Source organism: Thermococcus pacificus, assembly GCF_002214485.1.
In the GTDB taxonomy this organism is placed as follows: domain Archaea; phylum Methanobacteriota_B; class Thermococci; order Thermococcales; family Thermococcaceae; genus Thermococcus; species Thermococcus pacificus.
The window spans coordinates 1496579-1517174 of sequence record NZ_CP015102.1 but is presented as its reverse complement, the minus strand read 5'-3'; the positions used below and the strand labels follow the sequence as shown (position 1 = coordinate 1517174).

Annotated in this window: 26 protein-coding genes; 12 read left to right on the top strand and 14 right to left on the bottom strand. The window is 51.4% G+C overall.

The window, feature by feature from the left end; all coding sequences use genetic code 11:
- On the top strand, positions 1-480 hold the full coding sequence (locus tag A3L08_RS08360; protein ID WP_088854576.1) for a ferritin-like domain-containing protein: 480 nt from the start codon (positions 1-3) through the stop codon (positions 478-480).
- A complete protein-coding gene (locus tag A3L08_RS08355; RefSeq protein ID WP_088854575.1) occupies positions 481-783 on the top strand; it encodes a ferritin family protein in 303 nt (100 codons plus the stop codon).
- Between the two features lie 174 nt (positions 784-957).
- Here A3L08_RS08355 and A3L08_RS08350 read toward each other — a convergent pair whose 3' ends face one another.
- The 3 genes from A3L08_RS08350 to dmpI all read right to left on the bottom strand — a co-directional run bounded on the left by A3L08_RS08350 (position 958) and on the right by dmpI (position 2433).
- Positions 958-1653: a hypothetical protein gene (locus A3L08_RS08350; protein ID WP_088854574.1), complete on the bottom strand. Its 696-nt coding sequence runs from the start codon at positions 1651-1653 to the stop codon at positions 958-960.
- A gap of 124 nt (positions 1654-1777) precedes the next feature.
- Positions 1778-2239 (bottom strand): flavodoxin family protein, encoded by a 462-nt coding sequence (locus A3L08_RS08345; RefSeq protein ID WP_088854573.1) that lies wholly within the window; start codon positions 2237-2239, stop codon positions 1778-1780.
- A complete protein-coding gene (gene dmpI, locus A3L08_RS08340; protein WP_088854572.1) occupies positions 2236-2433 on the bottom strand; it encodes a 4-oxalocrotonate tautomerase DmpI in 198 nt (65 codons plus the stop codon). Before dmpI ends, A3L08_RS08345 begins: the two co-directional genes overlap by 4 nt.
- 186 nt (positions 2434-2619) lie before the next feature.
- Here dmpI and A3L08_RS08335 point away from each other — a divergent pair, with 186 nt between their 5' ends.
- The 10 genes from A3L08_RS08335 to A3L08_RS08290 all read left to right on the top strand — a co-directional run bounded on the left by A3L08_RS08335 (position 2620) and on the right by A3L08_RS08290 (position 13308).
- Entirely contained in the window at positions 2620-3432 is an 813-nt protein-coding gene (locus A3L08_RS08335; RefSeq protein WP_088854571.1) for a mechanosensitive ion channel family protein, read from the top strand.
- A 116-nt stretch (positions 3433-3548) separates the two neighbouring features.
- Positions 3549-4844 carry a beta-galactosidase trimerization domain-containing protein gene (locus A3L08_RS08330; RefSeq protein WP_232461713.1) on the top strand — a complete coding sequence of 432 codons (1296 nt, stop codon included), beginning with the start codon at positions 3549-3551 and terminating at the stop codon, positions 4842-4844.
- The gene (locus A3L08_RS08325; protein ID WP_088854570.1) at positions 4841-6199 is read left to right on the top strand and encodes a glycosyltransferase; all 1359 of its coding nucleotides are present in this window, start codon (positions 4841-4843) and stop codon (positions 6197-6199) included. The genes A3L08_RS08330 and A3L08_RS08325 overlap by 4 nt, the downstream gene beginning before the upstream one ends.
- Positions 6193-7479: a helix-turn-helix domain-containing protein gene (locus A3L08_RS08320; protein ID WP_088854569.1), complete on the top strand. Its 1287-nt coding sequence runs from the start codon at positions 6193-6195 to the stop codon at positions 7477-7479. Before A3L08_RS08325 ends, A3L08_RS08320 begins: the two co-directional genes overlap by 7 nt.
- Positions 7364-7873 carry an archaeosortase family protein ArtF gene (artF, locus tag A3L08_RS08315; RefSeq protein WP_088854568.1) on the top strand — a complete coding sequence of 170 codons (510 nt, stop codon included), beginning with the start codon at positions 7364-7366 and terminating at the stop codon, positions 7871-7873. The genes A3L08_RS08320 and artF overlap by 116 nt, the downstream gene beginning before the upstream one ends.
- A gap of 145 nt (positions 7874-8018) precedes the next feature.
- Positions 8019-8333 carry a hypothetical protein gene (locus A3L08_RS08310; protein ID WP_088854567.1) on the top strand — a complete coding sequence of 105 codons (315 nt, stop codon included), beginning with the start codon at positions 8019-8021 and terminating at the stop codon, positions 8331-8333.
- On the top strand, positions 8330-9136 hold the full coding sequence (locus A3L08_RS08305; protein WP_088854566.1) for a hypothetical protein: 807 nt from the start codon (positions 8330-8332) through the stop codon (positions 9134-9136). The genes A3L08_RS08310 and A3L08_RS08305 overlap by 4 nt, the downstream gene beginning before the upstream one ends.
- Positions 9137-9910 (top strand): oxygen-binding di-iron domain-containing protein, encoded by a 774-nt coding sequence (locus tag A3L08_RS08300; RefSeq protein ID WP_088854565.1) that lies wholly within the window; start codon positions 9137-9139, stop codon positions 9908-9910.
- A 154-nt stretch (positions 9911-10064) separates the two neighbouring features.
- Entirely contained in the window at positions 10065-10823 is a 759-nt protein-coding gene (locus A3L08_RS08295; protein ID WP_232461712.1) for a hypothetical protein, read from the top strand.
- A 13-nt stretch (positions 10824-10836) separates the two neighbouring features.
- On the top strand, positions 10837-13308 hold the full coding sequence (locus tag A3L08_RS08290) for a 6-pyruvoyl-tetrahydropterin synthase-related protein (protein ID WP_088854563.1): 2472 nt from the start codon (positions 10837-10839) through the stop codon (positions 13306-13308).
- 54 nt (positions 13309-13362) lie between these two features.
- On the opposite strand, the gene A3L08_RS08285 is transcribed toward A3L08_RS08290, so the two are convergent.
- The 11 genes from A3L08_RS08285 to A3L08_RS08230 all read right to left on the bottom strand — a co-directional run bounded on the left by A3L08_RS08285 (position 13363) and on the right by A3L08_RS08230 (position 20595).
- Positions 13363-13887 carry a ferritin family protein gene (locus A3L08_RS08285; RefSeq protein WP_088854562.1) on the bottom strand — a complete coding sequence of 175 codons (525 nt, stop codon included), beginning with the start codon at positions 13885-13887 and terminating at the stop codon, positions 13363-13365.
- Positions 13868-14248: an iron-sulfur cluster assembly protein gene (locus A3L08_RS08280; RefSeq protein ID WP_088854561.1), complete on the bottom strand. Its 381-nt coding sequence runs from the start codon at positions 14246-14248 to the stop codon at positions 13868-13870. The genes A3L08_RS08285 and A3L08_RS08280 overlap by 20 nt, the downstream gene beginning before the upstream one ends.
- Before the next feature lies 1 nt (position 14249).
- A complete protein-coding gene (locus A3L08_RS08275) occupies positions 14250-14609 on the bottom strand; it encodes an iron-sulfur cluster assembly protein (protein ID WP_088854560.1) in 360 nt (119 codons plus the stop codon).
- Positions 14610-14641: 32 nt separating this feature from the next.
- Entirely contained in the window at positions 14642-15256 is a 615-nt protein-coding gene (locus tag A3L08_RS08270) for a hypothetical protein (protein ID WP_157721607.1), read from the bottom strand.
- A gap of 130 nt (positions 15257-15386) precedes the next feature.
- Positions 15387-15734 carry a class II SORL domain-containing protein gene (locus A3L08_RS08265; protein ID WP_088854558.1) on the bottom strand — a complete coding sequence of 116 codons (348 nt, stop codon included), beginning with the start codon at positions 15732-15734 and terminating at the stop codon, positions 15387-15389.
- A gap of 10 nt (positions 15735-15744) precedes the next feature.
- The gene (gene rd / locus A3L08_RS08260) at positions 15745-15906 is read right to left on the bottom strand and encodes a rubredoxin (protein WP_088854557.1); all 162 of its coding nucleotides are present in this window, start codon (positions 15904-15906) and stop codon (positions 15745-15747) included.
- 80 nt (positions 15907-15986) lie between these two features.
- Complete coding sequence (locus tag A3L08_RS08255) at positions 15987-16502, bottom strand: rubrerythrin family protein (protein WP_088854556.1); 516 nt, start codon at positions 16500-16502, stop codon at positions 15987-15989.
- Between the two features lie 93 nt (positions 16503-16595).
- Entirely contained in the window at positions 16596-17681 is a 1086-nt protein-coding gene (locus A3L08_RS08250) for an NAD(P)/FAD-dependent oxidoreductase (protein WP_088854555.1), read from the bottom strand.
- Positions 17682-17729: 48 nt separating this feature from the next.
- Positions 17730-18089 carry a thioredoxin family protein gene (locus A3L08_RS08245; protein WP_088854554.1) on the bottom strand — a complete coding sequence of 120 codons (360 nt, stop codon included), beginning with the start codon at positions 18087-18089 and terminating at the stop codon, positions 17730-17732.
- Positions 18090-18454: 365 nt separating this feature from the next.
- Entirely contained in the window at positions 18455-19573 is a 1119-nt protein-coding gene (locus A3L08_RS08235) for an ABC transporter ATP-binding protein (protein ID WP_088854552.1), read from the bottom strand.
- A gap of 5 nt (positions 19574-19578) precedes the next feature.
- On the bottom strand, positions 19579-20595 hold the full coding sequence (locus tag A3L08_RS08230) for a TrmB family transcriptional regulator (protein ID WP_088854551.1): 1017 nt from the start codon (positions 20593-20595) through the stop codon (positions 19579-19581).
- Between the last annotated feature and the right edge of the window lies 1 nt (position 20596).

The following is a 20596-nucleotide window of genomic DNA, read 5'->3' as shown; positions in this document are numbered from 1 at the left end:
ATGAACGAGCTTGAGGCTTTGGCCCTTGCCCTTGAAGTTGAAAAGGCCGAGCTTAAGTTCTACATTAAGCTTGCGAAAAAGGCCAAGGACGAGAGGGCGAAGAAGATGTTCCTTTTCCTCGCTGGGGAAGAGGCGGAGCACTGGGACATCTTTGAGGAGAAATTCGTTGAGGCGCTGGTCGAGAAGTGTGAACTCCCTGTGGTGGACAAGGAGCTCCTGGAAAAGCTGGTTGTTCAGGTTTATGAAGAGAACCTAAGCGAGGTTGACGCGGTTAAGATCGGTATGGAGCAGGAAAAGCTGACCTGGGAGTTCTACGAGAAGGCCGCAAAAGAAGCCCAACACGAGAGCGTCAGAAGAACTTTTGAGGAGCTGGCTAAGGTGGAGAAGGCCCACTACGAGCTGCTGAAGGCACAGTACGATGCCGTCATGAAGACAGGCATCTGGATGGACTACCAGGACTCCAGCCTGGAGGTGGACTGAATGCTTGCCAAATACCCCTTTGAGCTCCCGAAGGATAGGCCCCTGACCAAGACTGAGATAGCACAGGCCCTCCGCTGGGCGATTGAGGCGGAGCTCGATGCGATAAACATCTACGAGCAGCTTGCCGCTGGAATTGAAGACGAGAGGATAAAGCACATTTTCCTCGATGTGGCCAACGAGGAGAAGGAGCACTTTGGCGAGTTCCTCGCGGCCCTCTTCGAGGTCGATGAAGAACTGGCGAAATACATGAAGAAAGGGTTCGAGGAAGTCGAAGAAGAGACGGGGATAAAGGTCGAGCTGTGAGCTTTGGGCTTTTGGTCTTCTCTCACTTCTATTTGGATTTTCATCGTCCTCGGGAACGCCTCTGTTCTCTTGACATAATGCTGGCCAACCAGTATTCCTATTTTGCCGCCAAGAGCTCTTGCTTTTGTCGGACCCTTCTTTTGGCTCTCGGAGAAAAATAGAAAATTACTGCCCTCATTTCCAGAGATAGGGCAGTATGCTGTACCCTGTCCAGAGCAGGGGGCCCAAATTGAGCAGAAAGTGGGGTAGGAATGTAAACACCATCTGACCCGAGCGGCGCCACACAGGGATGTGGAGGAACCCTGAAATAGCTGTTGCGAGGACAAAAAGAGCTCCAAAGACCGTGTCGGGCCTGGCCACCTGGAGGAACTTCGTCCAGAACATCGCGTGTATCATTCCCACGAAGGCCGCAAACAGCAGCAGTCCCACTATCCGGTAGCCAATGCGCCTCTCCCTTGGGTATAGGTCCCACGAGTCAAAGATGTAGAGCCAGAGTATCTGCTCGGAGGATGCGTTCGCGGGTGCCCAGAGGAGGGCTGTGAGCACAACTCCGGGGAGCCAGGGATTTTCCACCTTAATCGGGGACATGTAGGCGAAGGCGAGGGCGATGATGATAACGGCCACGTTGATGTAGAACCACACGGGCGGCTTCTCAGGCATGGGGGTGCGGTAGCCTATAACCCCCCGGCGGAGCTTTACGAGGCCCCAGGCGAGCCCGTAGTAGATTAACATTGGGATGAGCGCGCCCTTTTTATCGTACAGCCAGCCCGCCAGAGGAGGGAGTGAAAGCGTAATCACAACCGACAGAATTAGGTCGAGACGCCCGGGCTTCCATGTGGTGGGGTCGTAGGTCTTTCTTCCTTCGGACACAATGCATCCCTCCAATCTGGACAGAAACTCTGAAAAGGTTTTTATAAAAACTTCCCGCCATCCGGTGCGGAATAAAATAGATGATCCAGATTAAATGGGAGAAGCCCAACCAACTCATCCCGCTTCAGGAATGGACGGCACTTTTCAATGCCTCAACGAACTCTTTTGCTCCCTCTTCAATTTCGTCCCGCTTCATTATAGTTTCAGCGATGACCTCACCGCCGTAGAGCTCCCTCATCTGTTCGAGGATTTTGCCCTTCCTCCCAGCGCAGGTGGCAAAAAAGGCCGCTTTCTTTATTTTCTCCCTGTTTTTGAGGAGGTAAGTCCTTATGGCCGGTGTAACCCTGCCGTTCCACACCGGGCTGCCAACGACCACGAGGTCGTACTCGGCGGGGTCTTTCTCGAACGCTATTTCCGTCGTTTTACCTCTGGTCGCGTCGTAGCCGGCCCTGAGAAAGCCTAGTATGCCCTTCCGGTTCTTCCTGTCAATGACCTCGTCAAGGTCCGCCCCCAGAGCTTCGGCAATCCTCCGGGCGGCCTCCCTCGTGTGCCCGTCCCTCGAGTAGTAGACCACCAGGGCCTTCACTTACCGCGCCTCCTCTCCAGAATATCGGAGAGAAGCTCCCCGTCAACGCCGACATTCTCGGTCTCGTTCTCGTGGATTATCACGCTGACGTGGTGGACGCCGTAAACTTCCCTAACAACCTCGGTGAGTCTCTTAACAAGCTCCCTCTTCGTCTCCTTATCAGCCTTTGGGCCCTCAACTATAATGGTCGGCATCGGACCACCCCCACGGCTACAGTTCCGGCTTATACCAGCCGGTTATACTTCCTTGCCTTTTTACGTACTTATACCTTTCCACTTGGTTTCCGTTCGAAGAACTGGCTAATAATGCTTTAAGTTTGGGAAAGGATATAAACGTTGATGAAGTATATAATGAAATAGCAGACATTGGGGGGTGATGGCATGGTAGGGTTTGATGAACCGCTCCCGTACGTCGGGATAACGCCGCTTCAGATTATCACGGCGGTTGTAGTCCTCGTCGTTGGTTGGATCGTGGCAAAGATAGTCGTTACTTCCTTCAAGCGCGGGCTGAAGAAGACAAAGCTTCCAGACCTCGTCGTGGAGTTCCTTGGGAGGTTCCTCAGCGCGCTCCTCTACGTTGCAGTGATACTGCTCGCGGTCAGGGCGCTTGGGATTGAAGTTGGCTCGGTTGTGATGGGCCTGTCGGCGGTGATAGGCCTCATCCTGGGCTTTGGCATGCAGGACACGCTCACCAACCTGGCAGCTGGCGTGTGGATTGCAGCTCTAAGGCCAATAGACATGGGCGAAGTCGTTGAAGTGGCGGGAAAAACCGGCAAGGTCAACGGCGTCGGCATAATGAGCACCGAGCTCTTAACACCGGACAACGTGCTGATTACGATACCGAACAAGCTCGTCTGGGGGAACGTCATAACCAACTACACCAGGATGCCGACCAGGAGGGTGGACGTTGACGTTGGTGTTGCCTACGGCACAGACCTCGACAGGGCGATAAAGCTGGCAATGGACCTCATGAAGAACCACCCCAAGGTTCTCAAGGATCCGGAGCCGAGCGTTGTTATAACGGCTTTGGCTGACTCGTCAATCAATCTGCAGTTGAGGGCATGGGTAAAGACCGAAGACTACTGGGCGGTCAAGGGCGACCTCACGAAGGGCATATACGAGCTCTACACGAAGGAAGGCATCGAGATTCCGTTCCCGCAGATGGACGTCCACATCAAGGAAATGCCAAAGTGAACTTTTCAATTTTCATTTTTGTTTCTTCGAGCTGGAGAAGTTTTTAAAGGGCATTCCTTTAATCCTTTGAAACAAAAGTCTCTGGGGGAAAGAAGTTGAATCGGAGAGCTTCAATAGTGCTGATAATAATCCTCCTGATGTCCTCGGGCTTAGTTAGCTCAAACACTCCTCAGAATCAAAGCTATAGAATCCTGTTTGTCTGTAGCGACCTGGAAGACGTTACTCTGGCCAATTCCTTCGGTAATAACGGTGATATCCTCTACCTTGGCAAAGACCTCCCGGATGACCGCTCTCCCCTTTCCGATATTCTTTATCTCTCCAAATACGATGAAATCTGGATTCCTGACCTCAACGTCCAGTGGACGGAGGGGGGAAGACTGAGCGAAGGAGAGATAGGGGCATTAACGGAGTACGTTCAGAGTGGTGGCGTTCTGGTTATTGGCCTCAACACCTACACTCAGAGCTGGAGCAGAAAGCTAGATGCCCTTCTTGGTGTCAGAGTATTGCGCCTGGAAAGTCCTATCGAGGACGGGGAAGACTTGGACATAGTGTTTAATGAAAGGGTGTATCCGTACAATGATACCTACCAGGCGGTGATCATCAGACCGGAAGGAGCGAAGGTCATCGCGAGGTATAGGAATGGCAACCCCGCTATAACTCTGAACTCGTATGGCTCGGGGGTTGCAGTTTTGATGACGTTCAACCCGGTAAAGGCCTACGTCGAGGGGAATCCCTCTTTTGTGGATCTATATCGGGAAGTTTCCAGCGAAGCTTTGAAGGAGAGAAAAAACCCACCCACAATCAGCAATACAAAAAAGACTCTTATTCTCCTGAAGAGGGTTATCCTGCACCCAATTACTCTGGGATTGCTTGTTTTTATTCTCCTCGAAATCCTTGCTTATCTCGGCTTAATGCCCCTGGGACTTACGGTTTTCTTCGCGGCTCCATTTATTCCATTCTGGGGCATCATTAAGCGGAGAAAGAGGTGTACCAGCGTTCTTGAAATCATCTCGATGATGAGGGGTGTTACCCTTTCTGAGCTTTCAAATGAGATGGGGGAGAAAGTCCGGCGCCTAAAGTTCTGCATAGCCATCCTCAAGCTAAAGAGGAAGATTAGCATACTTGACATCTCCCGTCTTGGTGGTAGAGATTACCTGATAACGCTCCATGGACTTGAATCGGAGGGTGTTGCAGCGTGGGCAGTGGAGATGTACCCCCGCTTGATGGAGAGAATTGCCCTTCATCCAGGAGTTACAATCCTCGACCTTGCTCGTTCCTCGAACATGCCGCCCTATGAAGTTCTACAGCTCCTCAGGGAAATGTCAAGGTATGGTGTCGTTGAGATAAGAAAAATGCCCTTTGACTACGAAGTTTATTCCACTCGTGCCTTGTTGAGGTGGTTTGAAGTATGAGAAGAAAAGTTCTTTCGTACCTCTCGGCGTTTATAATCTCCGCGTATGTTGTCTATTTGGATTATTCTTTCCTCCAGTGGAGCAGTTGGAGGGCCGTTCTGTTCATTTTTGGACGTGCGGTTGATAGATACTCAGTCTATTCATTCGTTCGTTATCTGTTCTACCTTACGGGGGCTTTCATTATATTCCTCTACACTGCGTATTTCATATTCTATCTCTATTACCGGTCGAATGAAGGACTTATCAAACCGCCCCGCTTCTACCCCCGCGTGTCAATAGTAGTGCCCGCCCACAATGAAGCCCTTACCATAGAGCGGCTCATAGAGAGCATAGAGTATCAGGACTATCCCTACAACCTTGTGGAGGTTATAATCGTTGATGACGGGAGTGAGGACGGGACTGGCGAGATAGCGTCGAGGTATGGAGTGAAGGTAATCCGGCACGAGAAGAACCTCGGAAAGGCTCAATCTCTGGAAGACGGCATAAAATCCGCGAAGGGGGACGTTATAATAACGATGGACGCGGATTCATATTTTGGGAACGGGTATTCCCTGCGCAGAATAGTGGAGAGCCTCTATGAACGCTCCCTCGTAGGTATTTCAACAGGAGTTATACGAATAGAGCGGCGATTTGGAAACTGGATTGAAAAATTCCAGGAGATAGAGTTCCTCCATTCGTTTGAGTTAGGGAGAAGGATTCAAGGCTACCTGGGCTGGCTGCTGGTGATTCCCGGCGCATTCTCAGCGTTCAAGGGCTATTTCATAAAATCACTTCCGGCCATTCCAAAGGACACTCTGGCGGAGGATTTTGACCTCACGGTTATAGCATTTAGAGCAGGTCTTGACTCAAATTTTGAACCGGGTGCCGTGGTTTACACTGAGCCGGAGCAGAGCTGGAGGAGACTGTACAGGCAGAGGATACGCTGGTACTATGGCGGCCTTCAGGTTTTAAGGAAGCACGATGACCTTATCCTAAACCCAAAATATGGGGAGAAGGGTATTTTCATGTTCCTGCATTCAATTGTGCTGGAATACGTTCTGGCGGTTATCCAGATCACAGGAATAATTCTCCTGCCAGTTATCGTCCTTTTTAGACACTACCTGGGAATATCGATAACCGACATAAACCTGCCACCAGACATTATGGTGTTCCTGTTTCTCTTTGTATTCTTCATCCAGTATATACCAGGCGTCTTCATGAGTGGTACTCTTATGGTCATTGAGAGGGGTTCCAAGGAAGCTTTGAGAAACATCCCCACGATTTTCTTGTACTACCTCTTCTACAACCCCCTACTCTCTCTTGCAAAACTGGATGCCACGTTGAGGTTTCTCAGGGGGGTGGCTCAGGGATGGTAAAGGCCTCACACCTGTTCGTGCTTGTTGCAGTCGCCATCTTCACCCTTTCACCACTGGTTGCGGCCGTTACGGCAGTTTACATTCCCTCAGATCCGGGGGATATCCCGCTTTACCGCGCCATCTCAAATAGTACTGGAATTGTCCTCAGTAATGAACCAGATGGGGATCTAATAGTTGCACTTGACATCAATTATGCTTTTTTAAATGAGAGCAACAGAGACCTCCCGTCCAGTCTCATTCGGGACGCCAAAGATGGAAGAACCGTTATAGTTGGACTGAACACGTTGAGGGCAGTTGAAATGGGGAACCAGGGTATTTTAGAATTGGCTGGAATACATTTAAATTACACATCGGCCGGGATAATACCAGTCGAGCCCAACGATATCCTAAAGTTTAAGGAGTTCGGGTACGATTCCGACAGGTACGGGCTTGTAATTGTAAAGGCCAGGAAATCAAAGGTTCTCCTCGAATCGGATGGAATTCCAATAGTAACGGAGATTCCCCTTGGAAGGGGAAAGCTCGTGGTGGTGGGGATTAATCCATCGGCCTACTACCTAGACACCCTCAACCCCGCCGTGCCCGAATTCGTTGTTGCACTCATAAAGCACTATTCACACGCAGGCCCATCGAAGGCTATTTTGGTGGGTGGTGCCCTTGGAGCGCTTGCGCTGGCTGGATATGTGGCAACCTCAAACAATCCCCAGGTACAAAAGTTCCGGGAACTGGTTAAATCCCTCCCGATAATCGTCATTGGCCGCTTTCTTACACCCCCCGGGCAGGTTCTGCAGAACACCACGAGAAAGGGAATATACGGATACATAAAGGCGAGGGGTTATTCGACTCTTACAGATGTGACATCTACATTTGGCATATCGAGGACCAATGCAAGATGGCACCTGCGTGTCCTCACGAGGGCAAAGCTTCTCGAAGAAATCTCCGTGGGCAACACTATAATCTTCTACCCGGTTGGAAAGAGAGAAGAGGCGATTAAACTTTTCCTCCTGGAAAACGAGACGCGGAGAAGGATTTACGAGCTCCTCAAGGAAAGGCCGAGGGGAGTAAGTGAGCTTGCCCGTCTGCTTAACCTGAGCAAGTCCACGGTTCATCACAACTGCACTATAATGGAGAACTACGGCCTCGTAAGGAAACGGGAGGATGGAACCTATGAAGTTGTCGGGGGAGAGGAAAAACCTTCTGATACTGGCAGCCTATCTCACGGTGTTTCCCATAGTAACATTGCTGATTGGCTTCGCGGTGGGGAAGCCCCTCATAAGGATTGAGGCTTCAAACATACACTTACTCCTGGAGACCTTCGGGATAGAGAACCACCTCGTTGGGGGGCAGATTTATGTTCCCGCCGATAGGATGTCCTTTGAGATAACGTGGCAGTGCAGCGGAGCTTTCAGCATGACGCTTTACACGCTCATATACCTCCTCCTTCCAGGACTTAAGAAGAAACCAATGGAATGGCTGTTTGGGGTTTCAGCGATATACATCGCGAACATCCTTCGCGTGTTCTTCTCGATATATCTCTACTACGAATTCGGGGAGGGGGCATTCAATACGTTTCATTACACGGTCGGTCCCATCCTCCTGTTCCTGCTCGTAGTTATTCTCATAGCCCATGTATTTTTGCTGGGCCTGAGGTCTTCAACAAAACCCAGCAAATTTTGAGGATTTTTCCATTTTTTTGGGAAATACTTATAAGGCCAACCTAACATGAGTCGTTCGAAGATCTGACTAAAGATAATTTAAAGTCAAACATAGTGGATATAACTAGGAACGATCTCCCAGGAGAGATCGTATGGAGGTGAGTGGGATGGAGGTAGTTACAAACTCATTTGGATTGAAGAGCAAGCCGATATTAGCACCAAAAGCGTTCGAGGCAATATACTCAATGTGGGGGAAGATAGTCGAGGGTTCACAGCTGGCTGTGCCGCACCTCGTTGGCAGGGCAAGGATCCTGAACGGAGTGGCTTCTCTGGTCGAGATGGACGTGGTTCTGCACACGGAAGAGAGGCCCCTTATCATCAGGGAGGGGAACGAGGTAAGCTTCATCGTTCCCGTTGAACCAAGGGAAGGCCCAGAAGGGATATATCTTAAACTTCAAAATGCTCTGGAGGAACAGCTATGAAAAGAAAAAACACCACTGTGGAGATAGCTGCCCCCAAGGAAGCAGTTGAAGCGGTTCTCAACGACGCTCCATCATTCATAACCAATTGGCCCTACGTGGTAAGAGTGAGCATGAAGGACGGCCTGAAGGCAGAGATAATGCTCCCCAGGTTCATCTTCAAGTTCAGGGACGTTTATCGCTTTGAATACCACTCGGACTACAACAGCCACATATACGACGGAACAGGTGAGAAGGGGCACATATCCCTCGTGGTCACGCTGAAAGAATGGCGGAAGAACACAAGCGCAGTCCTCGAGCTCTCCTACAAGGGAAAAGGTGAGTTCTGGCTCGGGAAGACCCTCCAGGACTTCGTCGAGAAGATAGGGTCAGTACTCAAGGAAATGGCCGAGAACCGGCCGGTTCAGGAGCAGGTTCAAGTTCCAGCGGGTACCAAAGAGAGCATAGCGGTAAACGTGGACTTTGCAGACCCAATGAGCGTCGCGAGCTTCCTCTCCAGGTCAAGAATGGTTCAGAGCGGGCTCCACATCATCGGCGAAAAGGGCCTCTTCGACATCATAAGTGAACTCAGGGCCACGATACCGGACAGAATCCTTTACATTTCCGGAATAACCAGCGACGGAAGCAGTTCCTTTAAGGTTCTCCTTGACGGGAGCAGAATACTGGCGATAGAGCACAGGACTTCAGAAGGCGTGGAGGTCGTGAAGGTGGAAAACGATGAGGACGCGAGAAGGGCCCTTGAGATAGCGTCCGGGATAAAGGGAGCTTATATGGTGAACGTGTGGGTCCCGATAGGAGGTGTTTGAATGATAAGGAACATGAACAGCTATCCCCTGTATGATGATGGTGAACACAGGGTCTACTGGCTTGGCATAGAGGAAGCCGAGGACGAGAAGGGGATTCTCACCAATCAGTATCTGGTAGTCGATGGTAACGAAGCCGCTCTGATCGAGCCCGGAGGCTTTTTCGTCTTCTCCAGGGTTCTTAAAAACGTCTCATCGATAGTCCCGCCGACCCGGATAAAGTACCTCATGTACTCCCACCAGGATCCGGACGTCATAGCAGGTCTAAATCTCTGGTTCGAGTACGCCCCGCTGGCGAAGTTCGTCATCTCAGAACTCTGGGTTCGTTTCCTCCCGCACCTTGCAGTTCTCAGCGCGGGGAGGACGATAGGTATTCCGGACAAGGGTTCGAGTTTCAATCTCGGAAACTCAACGATAAAGGCCGTTCCAAGCCACTACCTCCACAGTCCGGGGAACTTCTCATTCTACGACGAGAAGAGCGGGATACTGTTCAGTGCAGACATAGGTGCGGCGGCTTTTCCCGAGGGCGAGTGGTATCTCTTTGTGGAAGACTTCGATGAGCATGCCAAATACATGGAGGGCTTTCACAAGCGCTATATGAGCTCCACAAAGGCACTGAGGGCGTGGGCGAGGCATGTGAGAAAGCTAAACCCGAAGGTCATAGCACCCCAGCATGGGGCCATCTTCAGTGACGAGAACGTCGGGAAGTTCCTCGACTGGCTGGAAAGCCTTGAGGTCGGGATAGACGTTTTCGAGGAGAAGTTCTACGGGGATTGACTGTGTCCCCCCATGTAATTTTCCTTTCAAGCGGTTCGACAGATTTGAGGACAAACTGGACAATTTTGGGGATAAAAGATTATAAGGGTAACCTAACATAGGTCGTTCGAAGGTCTGACTAAAGATTATTTAAAGTCAAAACTGTCTATTGATTATGGAGGTGAGAGACATGGTTGGTGTTGAGAGAGTGAAGGTTGCAGTTCCCTTAATCGCGCTCATGCTCATCCTTATGGGGTTGGGTAACGTTAGCGGTGCCCAGATGAGTGGCAATGTACTCCACGTGTGGAGCTATGACATGAAGAGTCACTACGTTGAAATACACAAAGGTAACAAACAACTAGGAAACGGCGACGTCTTTGCAGTTGAGCAAACTGTCTTCGTCACTAACTACTCTGGAAGTGCTTACGTCGCCCTACTTGAGGTTCAGGGTACCAGCAATAATAACAATGATAATACTTACTCGATATATTGGTATGGAGAGAATGAGGTACTCCTAAAGACTCCAACTAACTCCACCACCATTCCTCTGGACATGAGCAAACCCCACAGGTATAGAATAGAGATGACCACGACAAGTGTCAGGTTCGTAATTGATTCCACTACGACGGTAGAATTTCCAGCGAACGTAAAAAAGGTTCAGCGGGTGAACTCTGGAGCATGGGATGACAACTGCACTTACGACATGTACATAGACGACGTCAAGGAGTACTGGAACGGGCAGCTTGTTGCAAGTGAAGACTTCGAGAAAGACGAGGATGGAGATGACAACAACGATGACTACTATAAAGATGACCACACCATCAGCAGAAACGCCTACGAGGACAGCGGTGAAACAGTTACCGATAGCACCCAGGTTCCCGAATTCCCGTTCCTTAAGCCCCTCTTCGACTACCTCTCCTCGGTAATCGGGTGAAAGAGGTGAGGGCATGGTTGAAATCAGAAGCGCTAGAACCCGCGAGGCCCTCTTCATACTCTCCGTTTTCTTCCTATCCCTCTTCGTGTTAAGGGGGTTCCTCTCTTCGGGCTATCCCCCCTCATGGGGAGGCGACGCCTACGGCCACCTCTTCAAGATATGGAAGCTTATGCAAGGTTACTCCCCATGGATTGAGGACTGGTACGGCGGTTATCCCTTCTTGAGGTTTTATCCGCCCCTCTCATACTTTATCGGTGCTCTCCTTGGTAAAATAGCTTCATCCGCGGTAACGGGCTATAAACTGACCGTTCTACTGGCAATCCTAGTTGGTGCCATATCCACTAGGATTCTCCTCAAGGAGCTCGGCTTCTCCGATGCGTCTTCATACCTATCTGGAATCGTCTACGCCTTATCAGTCTACCACCTGAGGGTTCTCTCGCCGGAGGGGAACTTTCCAAGGTTCTTTGCAATCAACCTTGCTCCCCTTTTCATCCTGGCATTACTTTACATAACCCGCAAAAACTGGAGATATGCCGTGCTCTCAGGCCTCTTTCTGGCCGCTGTGGGATTAGCTCACCACACCCTTTTCGTGAGCTTTGGGTTGATGGTGCTGTTTCTTCTCCCCTACGTCTGGATAACTAGGAGGAACGGCGTTAGGGACATCGCCCTTAACCTGCTCATAGCCGGCGTTACAGCCCTTTTGATTTCATCTTTCTGGGTTCTCCCGTTTTTGCTGGAGAAGAGCAACGCACACTTCCTAAAGGAGAACAGCATTGAGTACCTTTTCAAGTTTCAGAGCGTTAGGCTGAGAGAGTTACTGTTCCACACATCTTCCTGGTCATTCTACCAGGGACTGGCCTTCTATATGGGAATCGTTGGGATTGTAGTTCTCCTAGCGAAAGGGGAGAAGTCAGAAAGGACCCTTGGAGCAGGCCTTCTTGGGGCTTCCCTAACGGCCATCTTGCTCTCGCTTGGCTACTACGGCCCAACTCCCTTCCTCAACAGGCTTCCCCTCCTCGACATGATACCCCCTTACAGGTGGCTCGATAGTCTCTCACTCGCTGGAGCAACCGGCGTCGGCGCCCTCTTTGAAGTTCTCAGCGGACTTATCCCTCAAAAAATCGGAAGCGGTGCAAAAAGAAAGGCAGCTGCTGGAATTCTCCTCGCGTTTCTCGTTGTTCTCTCCCTTTCGGACATCAGACTTCAGGTTAACTCATTAAAGGCCGAGGACTTTCCAGGGGATTACCTGGCCGTTCTGAATTACGTCGGGAACGACAACTCAACCGGCTGGAGGTTTTATCAGCCGGGCCTCGGGATGACCCAAGGGTCAAGAGTATCCTGGACGCCGGCCCTCGCGGAAAAGCCCTCTTTAGACGGGTGGTACAGGCAGGGCGATCCCGCTTATCCCCAGCACTCTTACCTGAACTACGCCATTGAAAAAGACCCCGGGTTCGCCAGGAAAGCCCTCAGGGCATACTCCATGAAGTATATTATAACGGACGAAAACTACAGGGGTTACGCGGATATAATAAGGAACCTCAGAAGCTTTGGCTTTGAGGAGATATACTCCTCCGGCCCCTTCCACCTCTATCGCTGGAGCAACTTCACTTTCCTCCAGCCCAAGACGGGGATTCTAGTTATCGGAAACTGGCCCTTTGACCTTGGCGTTTCCTATGAACGGGGTGAATACGTGGACGATTACACGGACGGGCTGAATGAGTACTCCCTAGTTATCCTCAACGGGTACAAATACCGGGATCCTCTGGTTTGGCCCAAGCTGGAAGATTACGTCAAAAACGGCGGAACGCTCGTGCTCAACACTTTTCCAAGTCCTGACGCAGAGGCTACGCGCTTTGGCGTGAAATCTGTGATAGTCAGGGTCTTCGGACGGGCGAACTTTACATCATCTATCTACAACGTCTCGGCGTTCTCGAACTTTACTTACGAAGGCCAGCCCTGGACGGCAACTGCATACTACGGCGATATGACCCCTCTGATAAAGCTTGAAAACTACACCGTGCTCGGATATAAGAACTATGGAAAGGGGCGTGTTTACTTCGTTGGACTTAACCTGCCTTACCATGCAACCTACACTGACAACGGCTATGAAAAAGGTATTCTGGAAGGATTACTGGCTGGCTACATCAAACCGCCAAAGGTTTCCTATCATGTCATTGATATGGGAGACGGGTATATTAGGCTGGAGTTTAACCTCTCACGTGCTTCCACAGTCGTTGTGAGCGAGAACTATTACCCCCACTGGAAGGGCTACGTTGACGGAAATAAAGTTGAGATAAAGAAAAACACGGAGTTCGGCCTGATGGAAGTTGCTCTTCCAGCGGGAAGTCACGTTCTTGAGCTGAAATTCAAGGATCCCCTCTCCTTCCTCAGGTGCCTGGGCCTTATCTCTCTTGCTCTGGCAATTCTCCTCCTGGCGTTGAGCACTGGAAGAGCATCGCACAGAACTTGGGGAAGGGACAAATAGACTAAGGAAATCTTTTGACGTCCGGAGTTAAAGCAAAATTAGAAGTATGAAGGCTCACGGCCCGACGTTCATCATCTGGCTGTACATGGCCCAGTCGAGGAGTAGCTCATACTCGGCCTTGAGGTTGTAGTAGTGGCCCCACTCCATGTCGCTGAGGTAGCGCATGAGCCTCTTCTTCTCCTCGGTGTCCACCATCTTTTCAAGCTCGGCGTAGAACTTTGCCGCTATCTCCTCTGCCTTCATGGCCCAGCGGATTAAGTCTATTATGTCCTCCACGCCGTGAAGCTGTCTGGCAACTGGCTGGAGCTCAGGTCCTATGTGCTCATTGGGGAAGACGATTTCCTTCCCCGGGAACATGTTGGCGTAGATTTTCCTCAAAAGCTCCTCGTGCTTCTTTTCCTCTCCGGCGAGCCACTCTATCTTGTTCTTGAGCTCCTGGATGTCTATCCTCTCCGCAAGGCTCTCATAAAACTTTCTCGAACCTATCTCGGCCTTTATGGCCATTCCCAACAGTTCTTCAAGCGAGAAGTCCCTAATCCTTTCGAGGGGAAGCCCCTCTTCAAGTTCCGGCGGAACCATCTTTATCACCCCATTCTTCGAGCAAAAGCCCAATTTCGTTATACACTTCAATCCTCTTAAACCCTTCCTTCCTCAGAACATCAACGATGTCTCTCAGAATCCTCCGCTGGACGTTCACCGCTATGCTCTGGCAGAAGTGGCACTCCGGCGTCGAGCGCGCCAGCAGTAGGAAGGCTTGAACTTTATCCCCCTCGACCGTCAGGCCATAGAGGAGCCCCTCATCCACGATGTTGAGCTCGGTCTCGGGGTCCTTCACAGAGCGCAGAACCTCGACAACGCGCCTAACTTCGGGCGGAAGGTCCTCCCTGGGACCTTTCTTGGGCCTTTTGGCGGGTTTTTTGAAGATGCCCAAAAGTCCCATCTCAGGCCCGCTCCGGGCTTATGTCCTCTATGGTATATCCTTTCTTATTCTCGAAGACACCAACAGGGTTGTTCTTGAGGTCGTAGACGTAGACGTTCTGGAACTTCACGAGGGCGAAGCGCTCCATTATGTCGCCAATTATCTTGGAGTATGCTATCGCGCTCTCACCCGTTATGTTGTACTCGGCGTGGCTCTCAAATTTGAGCCAGACCTTCAGGGTGTCATCTGAGACCTCAAGGCCGGCTATAACACCAGAATCCAGAATGTCGCCCCCTGTAACTGGGTCCGTTATCTTGGCGAGCTCCTCAAGAACCGGTTTGTAGTGCTCGGGCCACTCGCGGTCTGGCATGTAAACCTTCATTTTTCTCACCACTCTTTCCTACGGGTGTACGGTTATAAGTCTTCCTGGGCATTTCTGTAGAACCGGTCCCTTGCGATAAAATGAAGCCTGACAAGAGCTGAGATCCACAGAAACATTGAGAGGATGTAGATGCTGAGAACGTAGGGATTTCCCCGCCCCCACGCGTTCAGGAGAACGAAGATGGCGAAGAGCCAAGCTGCAGCCTTCGAAGTCCGGGATATTCCGGGTGGGGTGTGAATGTAGAACGCGACTGCGTTTATCAGGAGAATTATTGACACGGCAGAGAACGACTCAGCAATGGCGATATAGTCTCCACTCTGGAGCACAAGAGAAGCGATTACCACACCCACCTGGAGCAACATTTCCAGGTTTGCCCTGACAAGCCCGCTCTCAGAGAGAGCGTAGCTTATAAGAACTGGCCCGAGAATGACTGCCCATACAATCACGCTGGAATCCGCCATGGCAACAGCGGGGATGAATCCCATGGCTGTCAGAAGGCCCCCGAGGAGAACCAGCCATGAGAGTCTCTTCTTACCCGTTCTGAACTTCTCAACAACTCTAGCAAGGTTCCACGTCAGAAATATTCCCAGAAGCACCAGCATTCCACCGGCGGCCATTGTCGTAAAATAGATGTTCATCTCAGACATCACCGATCGATCTTTAGAGTTCAACAATGAACCTAACGTGCAGGATTGTAATAAACTTTCCTATGATTAAACGCACCAGATGGGCTGTGCCTGCACAAGAAAAGTATAGAATGGGAGTTGGGGCGCGAAGTCACTCGAGGGTGACTTCGTTCTCCCAGAGGCCGTGGATGTTACAGTAGCTCAGGGCATAGAGCTTGCCCTTCTTCTCTGTCCTGAAGAAGAAGGCCGCCCTCGGCTCGGTGAGCGGGTCGCTGTGGTTTGTAAAGGCCACCCTGCCGACCATTATGGGGAAGTTCTCCCCCTCGGGGTGGAAGTAGAGCTCGATCCAAGCGATGTGGTGCTCCGGGGTGTTCGGGTGGGGTATCTCCTTGCCGACGCTGACCTCGACCTTGACGAGGTTTCCTTCCTTCTCGTACTCTATAACGGGAACGTGCTTCTCTCCCTTCCAGTCTCCACTCTTTATGGTTCCGCTAAGCATCTCGACCACCTCACTCTATCTTCTCAAACATATCCTTTGGCGCGCCGCAGAGCGGGCAGACCCAGTCGTCCGGAAGGTCTTCAAACTTGGTCCCGGGCTCAACCCCCGTGTCGGGGTCGCCCTCATCCTCGTCGTAGATGTATCCACAGACTATACACTTCCACTTCGCCATTTTCTTTCACCATCCTAATGTTATTAGGTCGTCCTTATAAGGTTTGCGGTTCAAACTTGTAGAATCAAAAAACGAAAGGTTCATTCGAAGACCACGAACTTATCCCTAGGGGCTCCGCAGACGGGGCAGTACTCAGGAACCTCGTCGACCGCGGTGTAGCCGCAGACCGGGCAGATGTAGACCCTCTTTATCTCGATGTCCTCACCGCTCTCGGCCTTCTCCTTAGCCTTCTTGTAGAGCTCCGCGTGTATCTTCTCGGCCTCGAGGGCATAGTGCGTCGTTCTCACGGCATCCTTCTCGCCCTGAAACTCGGCGGTGTTCTTGTAGACAGGATACATCTCCTCGACCTCGAAGGTCTCACCGTCTATTCCCGCCTGAAGGTTTTCGGGGGTCTTATCCAGGTTTCCGAGGGCTATGAAGTGGTTCTTCGCGTGGACGAACTCTGCATGGGCGATAGCCCTGAAGAGCTTGGCTATGTTCGGGTATCCTTCCCTCTCGGCCTGCTCTGCGAAAATCAAATACTTCATGTGGGCCATACTTTCGCCTGCGAAGGCGTCCTCCAAAAACTTCCGGGTCATTTTCCTCTTCACTACCATACCGTATCACCAAAGAACATCATTGCACTGATATATTCACCGCTTAGAGTATATAACAGTTTTCCAAACCAAAGGTTTGGAGAACTTCTCACTTCAGTCAATAGGTAATCCCTCTCTGATAGCATTTTCGAGCCTGAAAGCCCTCCTGACGTTGCCCAGAACCACGGCGCCGACGGCCTTCCCATCTTCGTAGAATACCTTAGTCTCCTCATCGAGCCACTTCCCCTCTCCCTGGGTTCTGCCTATCAGGGCGATGTTCATGTCGGCGAACTTGAAGACCGTCGAGCGGAAGTTGAAGTCGTAGCGGTCCTCAACACCCCTCAGAAGGTTCGCCAGCACCTTAGCATGCTCCGTCGCGGCCTTCGCCGTTCCGCATATTATTCCATTGTACTCAGCGCAGTCGCCTATGGCGTAGACGTCCTCTGCAGAAGTTCTGAAGCGGTCGTCTATTAGAATTCCCCGTCCCGCGTGTATCCCGCTCCTGACGGCGAGCTCTTTGTTGGGGACTATCCCAAAGGCGCAGACCTTGAGCCTGCCGGGGATATGTCCCCTGTCCGTGTTGAGGCCGTTCTCACTGGCGCTCAGGACGTTCGTTTCAAGGTGGAATTCAACGCCAATCCCCTCAAGTTCCTCCCTTATCCTCTCGCTGAGCTCCTCATCGAGCCTGAGGAGGTTCCTCTTTCTGTGGACGAGCTTAACCTTATAGCCTGCCTTTGCAACGTTGCCCGCAAGTTCGAGGGCTATGAAGCCACCGCCGAGGATTACCATCTCGCCCTCTTCCTCAAGTTTCTCCTTTATCCTCCTCGCATCGCCGAAGGTTCTCAGGGTGAGCATATGCTCCTTTCCTTGAAAAGCTGGTTCCCTTGCCCTCGCCCCCGTCGCCAGAACCAGGGCGTCGTAGGGGAACGCGCCCTTTGAAGTTACGAGAACCCTCTTTGCCCGGTCTATGAGGACAGCACTGGTTCCAAGGTGCAGATCAATTCCCCTCTTCTCGTACCAGTCAGAGGGAAGGGGGAAGAGCTTCTCCTCGGGCAGAAAACCTGCTATGTAGTGGCTCAGCATCGGCTTGGAATAGTGCGGTAGCTCCTCCCTCTCGATTACCGCGACCTCAAACTCCCCGGACAGGTTTTTAGCAAGCTCAACTCCTCCGGGCCCGTTGCCAACGATAACGACCTTCATAGGTATCGATAGGAATTAGGGAGATGACGTTAAAAAAGAATCTCAAACCTAAGGTTTTCTACTGGCACTCAGCAATTCCCTAACCCTCCTCTCAAACTCAGCGAAGTTCGGGACGCCTATGAACTCCACGCGGTTGTTTATCAGTATCGTTGGCGTGCCCATTATGTTGTGCTCTATGGCCTTTCTCCTGCCCTCCGGCGTCGCGACGCTCAGCTCTCTCGCGACGACGCCCTCGTACTTCCTCTCAAGTTCCTGGGCCATCGCCCACGCTATCGGGCAGTAAGGACAGCCGGGGGAAGTTATGACCTCTATGACGACCTTTGGTTCCCTGGGTTTGACCTCAATCATTCCCGCCTTTTTCATCAGTTCGAGCATCTTCTTGCGCCGTATCATTTCCAGCTCGTCCATGCCCCTCACCCCCATACGGAGATGATAGGGCCGGGTTTAAAAGAAATTAGGTGAAAAAACTTTCAAAATCCTGGTTTTCACTTGCGCTATTACACGCCCCTGCCCCTGAAGTTGTGTGCTATCCTGGCCCTCCGCTCGCAGGAGAAGAAGAGAGCTATCGCCACCACAATACCCAACCCAAAGAAGTTGCTTGTCCCTATGAATGATGCAGGGGCCGCGACCTTGTGTGGGAGCTTTCAGAGCCACAACCATCCGTGGGCTACGGCGAAGATGAGGTACCTCTGAATGGTCAACGGTATCTAAAGGAAGAGAAGAGCAGGGAGGAGATAATAGGAAAGAAAAGCGTCTGGATCTTCCGGTGAAATTCAGAATATCGCTTTTCCACTTCCTTTCTCGAAGATGTGGATTTTTTTCATATCAAAGACTATGTCCACTTCCTCGCCCTCACTGACCTTCGACTCCGCAGGGAACTTACCCACGAGGGCAACGTCCCCAACCCTCAGGTGAACAACCTTCTCCCCACCGAGGTTCTCCATAATCTCAACCAACGCCCTGACCATGTTCTCCCCAGGAATCTTGACCTGCGCGAAGAACGCATCGTACACGTCCTCCGGGCGGATTCCGAAGATCACTTCCTTCCCAATCAAGCCGGCCTCCTCGAGGACTTCAACCTGATCAGGCAGGAGTTTAAGTTGGAACTCCCCAAAGTCCGCGAAGCCTTCCTCTGTAATGCTCGCGCTCATGAAGTTCATTGGCGGGCTTCCAATGAAGCCGGCCACGAAGGTATTAGCCGGCCTGTCGTAAACCTCTTCCGGCGTTCCAACCTGCTGAAGCTGCCCCTGGTTGATTACTGCTATCCTATCGCCCATTGTCATTGCTTCAACCTGATCGTGAGTCACGTAAATCGTTGTCACGCCAAGCTGCTTCTGGAGTCTCTTCAATTCCGCACGCATTTTAACCCTCAACTTAGCGTCCAGGTTACTCAACGGCTCGTCCATGAGGAAGACTTTGGGCCGCCTGACTATAGCCCTCCCCAAAGCCACACGCTGCCTTTGACCTCCACTGAGCTCTCTGGGTTTTCTGTTCAGGAGTTCACTCAACCCAAGCATTTCCGCAACTTCTCTAACACGCTGGTCAATCTCACTCTTCGGAACTTTCCTGAGTTTTAGTGGGAAGGCTATGTTGTCGTAAACCGTCATGTGCGGGTAGAGAGCATAGCTCTGGAAGACCATGGCAATGTCTCTATCTTTGGGTGGCACGAAGACTCCTTTTTCTGGGTCGGCGACTAGTTTGTCGCCGATGTAGATTTGCCCCTTGCTGGGTTCTTCTAGACCCGCTATCATCCTAAGCGTGGTTGTTTTACCACACCCACTCGGGCCCAAGAGAATCATGAATTCCCCATCCTTAATGTCAAGGTTCATGTCCTTAACAGCCTCAAACCCCCCAAATATCTTCCACACGTTCTCCAGCCTAACCCCAGCCATCACACTCACCCCTGAACATCTTCACTGCGATGAGATTTCTTCGGATAGAGCACGACACCGACTGCCTCGTACTCCTCAAGTATGGAGAACGGTCCTCCGATGAGGGCTTTCCTCTCCCCGGTGTCCAGAACGAAGTTGTTTATTATCTTGGTGTTCGTGAAGTCCACAACCTTCCCATTGAAAACCTCTCCGGAGGTCGTGTGAACTTCTGCGTCCACGTCAAAACCCCCTGTGAGGAACTTCTCAATTGCCTGAATGGCGTGGTAGAACACTGCGAACCTCATCTCTCCGTTTCCATTCAACGCGAAACCCACGGGCTTTGATTCTTCGAGGATGTCCCTGAGATAAATGTAATAGGAGAATATTATCTCCGGGAAATTGGACTTGAAGCCGGAGGGCAGCTCTTCCTCAACGTTGAAGACTAGACTGGGAGAGACCAGAACCTCAGTGGTGTCCCTCATGGCGATTATGTGCCCTATCTTGTCGGTCAGTCTTATGAAGACGTTTCCCCCCGCGGCCAGGCCCGGCTCCCCGTTCGTGTAGATGGAGACTGTGATCCCCTTCTCCAGAAGCTCTCTGAGCCCGTCCTCGACCTTTGGGAGGAAGCTCTTCGGAGCGAGCAGTGTGAACTCGAACTTTGCCTTCTTCATCATAGTTTCCAGGCTCAGGAGGACTTCCTCGGGGGATGAGAACCGCCATATCACGTGCTTCTGTTCCTCGACGCCCATGCTCTCTGCAAACTTCTTGATATCGTCTATCAGCTCCTTTAGCGACCTGCTGTAGCGGTGGAATGCCACTTCAGGCTCAACCGCCACGAACGTCCTGGCCTTGCCCTCCAGCTCCTCAACGAAGCCCCTCTCTTTGAGGGAAGTTAAGACGTCGTAAGTTCTGTTGTATGGAATCTGACCCCTCTGGGAAATACCCCTAGCGGTTAGGGGGCCGTATGTGAGGAGGGTTATATAGGCAAGGGCTTCGTACTTTGTGAACCCAAACTTCTTGAGCTGTTCCAGCAGGCTCTCCACA

Excerpts from the sequence above, each read along its gene's own strand:
- A3L08_RS08265 (WP_088854558.1), bottom strand. The coding sequence starts at position 15,734 with ATGCTTAGCGGAACCATAAAGAGTGGAGACTGGAAGGGAGAGAAGCAC.
- A3L08_RS08290 (WP_088854563.1), top strand. The coding sequence starts at position 10,837 with ATGGTTGAAATCAGAAGCGCTAGAACCCGCGAGGCCCTCTTCATACTC.
- A3L08_RS08270 (WP_157721607.1), bottom strand. The coding sequence starts at position 15,256 with ATGTCTGAGATGAACATCTATTTTACGACAATGGCCGCCGGTGGAATG.
- A3L08_RS08300 (WP_088854565.1), top strand. The coding sequence starts at position 9,137 with ATGATAAGGAACATGAACAGCTATCCCCTGTATGATGATGGTGAACAC.
- A3L08_RS08310 (WP_088854567.1), top strand. The coding sequence starts at position 8,019 with ATGGAGGTAGTTACAAACTCATTTGGATTGAAGAGCAAGCCGATATTA.
- A3L08_RS08250 (WP_088854555.1), bottom strand. The coding sequence starts at position 17,681 with ATGAAGGTCGTTATCGTTGGCAACGGGCCCGGAGGAGTTGAGCTTGCT.
- rd (WP_088854557.1), bottom strand. The coding sequence starts at position 15,906 with ATGGCGAAGTGGAAGTGTATAGTCTGTGGATACATCTACGACGAGGAT.
- A3L08_RS08305 (WP_088854566.1), top strand. The coding sequence starts at position 8,330 with ATGAAAAGAAAAAACACCACTGTGGAGATAGCTGCCCCCAAGGAAGCA.
- A3L08_RS08355 (WP_088854575.1), top strand. The coding sequence starts at position 481 with ATGCTTGCCAAATACCCCTTTGAGCTCCCGAAGGATAGGCCCCTGACC.
- A3L08_RS08325 (WP_088854570.1), top strand. The coding sequence starts at position 4,841 with ATGAGAAGAAAAGTTCTTTCGTACCTCTCGGCGTTTATAATCTCCGCG.
- A3L08_RS08295 (WP_232461712.1), top strand. The coding sequence starts at position 10,065 with ATGGAGGTGAGAGACATGGTTGGTGTTGAGAGAGTGAAGGTTGCAGTT.
- A3L08_RS08255 (WP_088854556.1), bottom strand. The coding sequence starts at position 16,502 with ATGGTAGTGAAGAGGAAAATGACCCGGAAGTTTTTGGAGGACGCCTTC.
- dmpI (WP_088854572.1), bottom strand. The coding sequence starts at position 2,433 with ATGCCGACCATTATAGTTGAGGGCCCAAAGGCTGATAAGGAGACGAAG.
- A3L08_RS08280 (WP_088854561.1), bottom strand. The coding sequence starts at position 14,248 with ATGGGACTTTTGGGCATCTTCAAAAAACCCGCCAAAAGGCCCAAGAAA.
- artF (WP_088854568.1), top strand. The coding sequence starts at position 7,364 with ATGAAGTTGTCGGGGGAGAGGAAAAACCTTCTGATACTGGCAGCCTAT.
- A3L08_RS08320 (WP_088854569.1), top strand. The coding sequence starts at position 6,193 with ATGGTAAAGGCCTCACACCTGTTCGTGCTTGTTGCAGTCGCCATCTTC.
- A3L08_RS08245 (WP_088854554.1), bottom strand. The coding sequence starts at position 18,089 with ATGGACGAGCTGGAAATGATACGGCGCAAGAAGATGCTCGAACTGATG.
- A3L08_RS08285 (WP_088854562.1), bottom strand. The coding sequence starts at position 13,887 with ATGGTTCCGCCGGAACTTGAAGAGGGGCTTCCCCTCGAAAGGATTAGG.
- A3L08_RS08335 (WP_088854571.1), top strand. The coding sequence starts at position 2,620 with ATGGTAGGGTTTGATGAACCGCTCCCGTACGTCGGGATAACGCCGCTT.
- A3L08_RS08275 (WP_088854560.1), bottom strand. The coding sequence starts at position 14,609 with ATGAAGGTTTACATGCCAGACCGCGAGTGGCCCGAGCACTACAAACCG.
- A3L08_RS08235 (WP_088854552.1), bottom strand. The coding sequence starts at position 19,573 with ATGGCTGGGGTTAGGCTGGAGAACGTGTGGAAGATATTTGGGGGGTTT.
- A3L08_RS08360 (WP_088854576.1), top strand. The coding sequence starts at position 1 with ATGAACGAGCTTGAGGCTTTGGCCCTTGCCCTTGAAGTTGAAAAGGCC.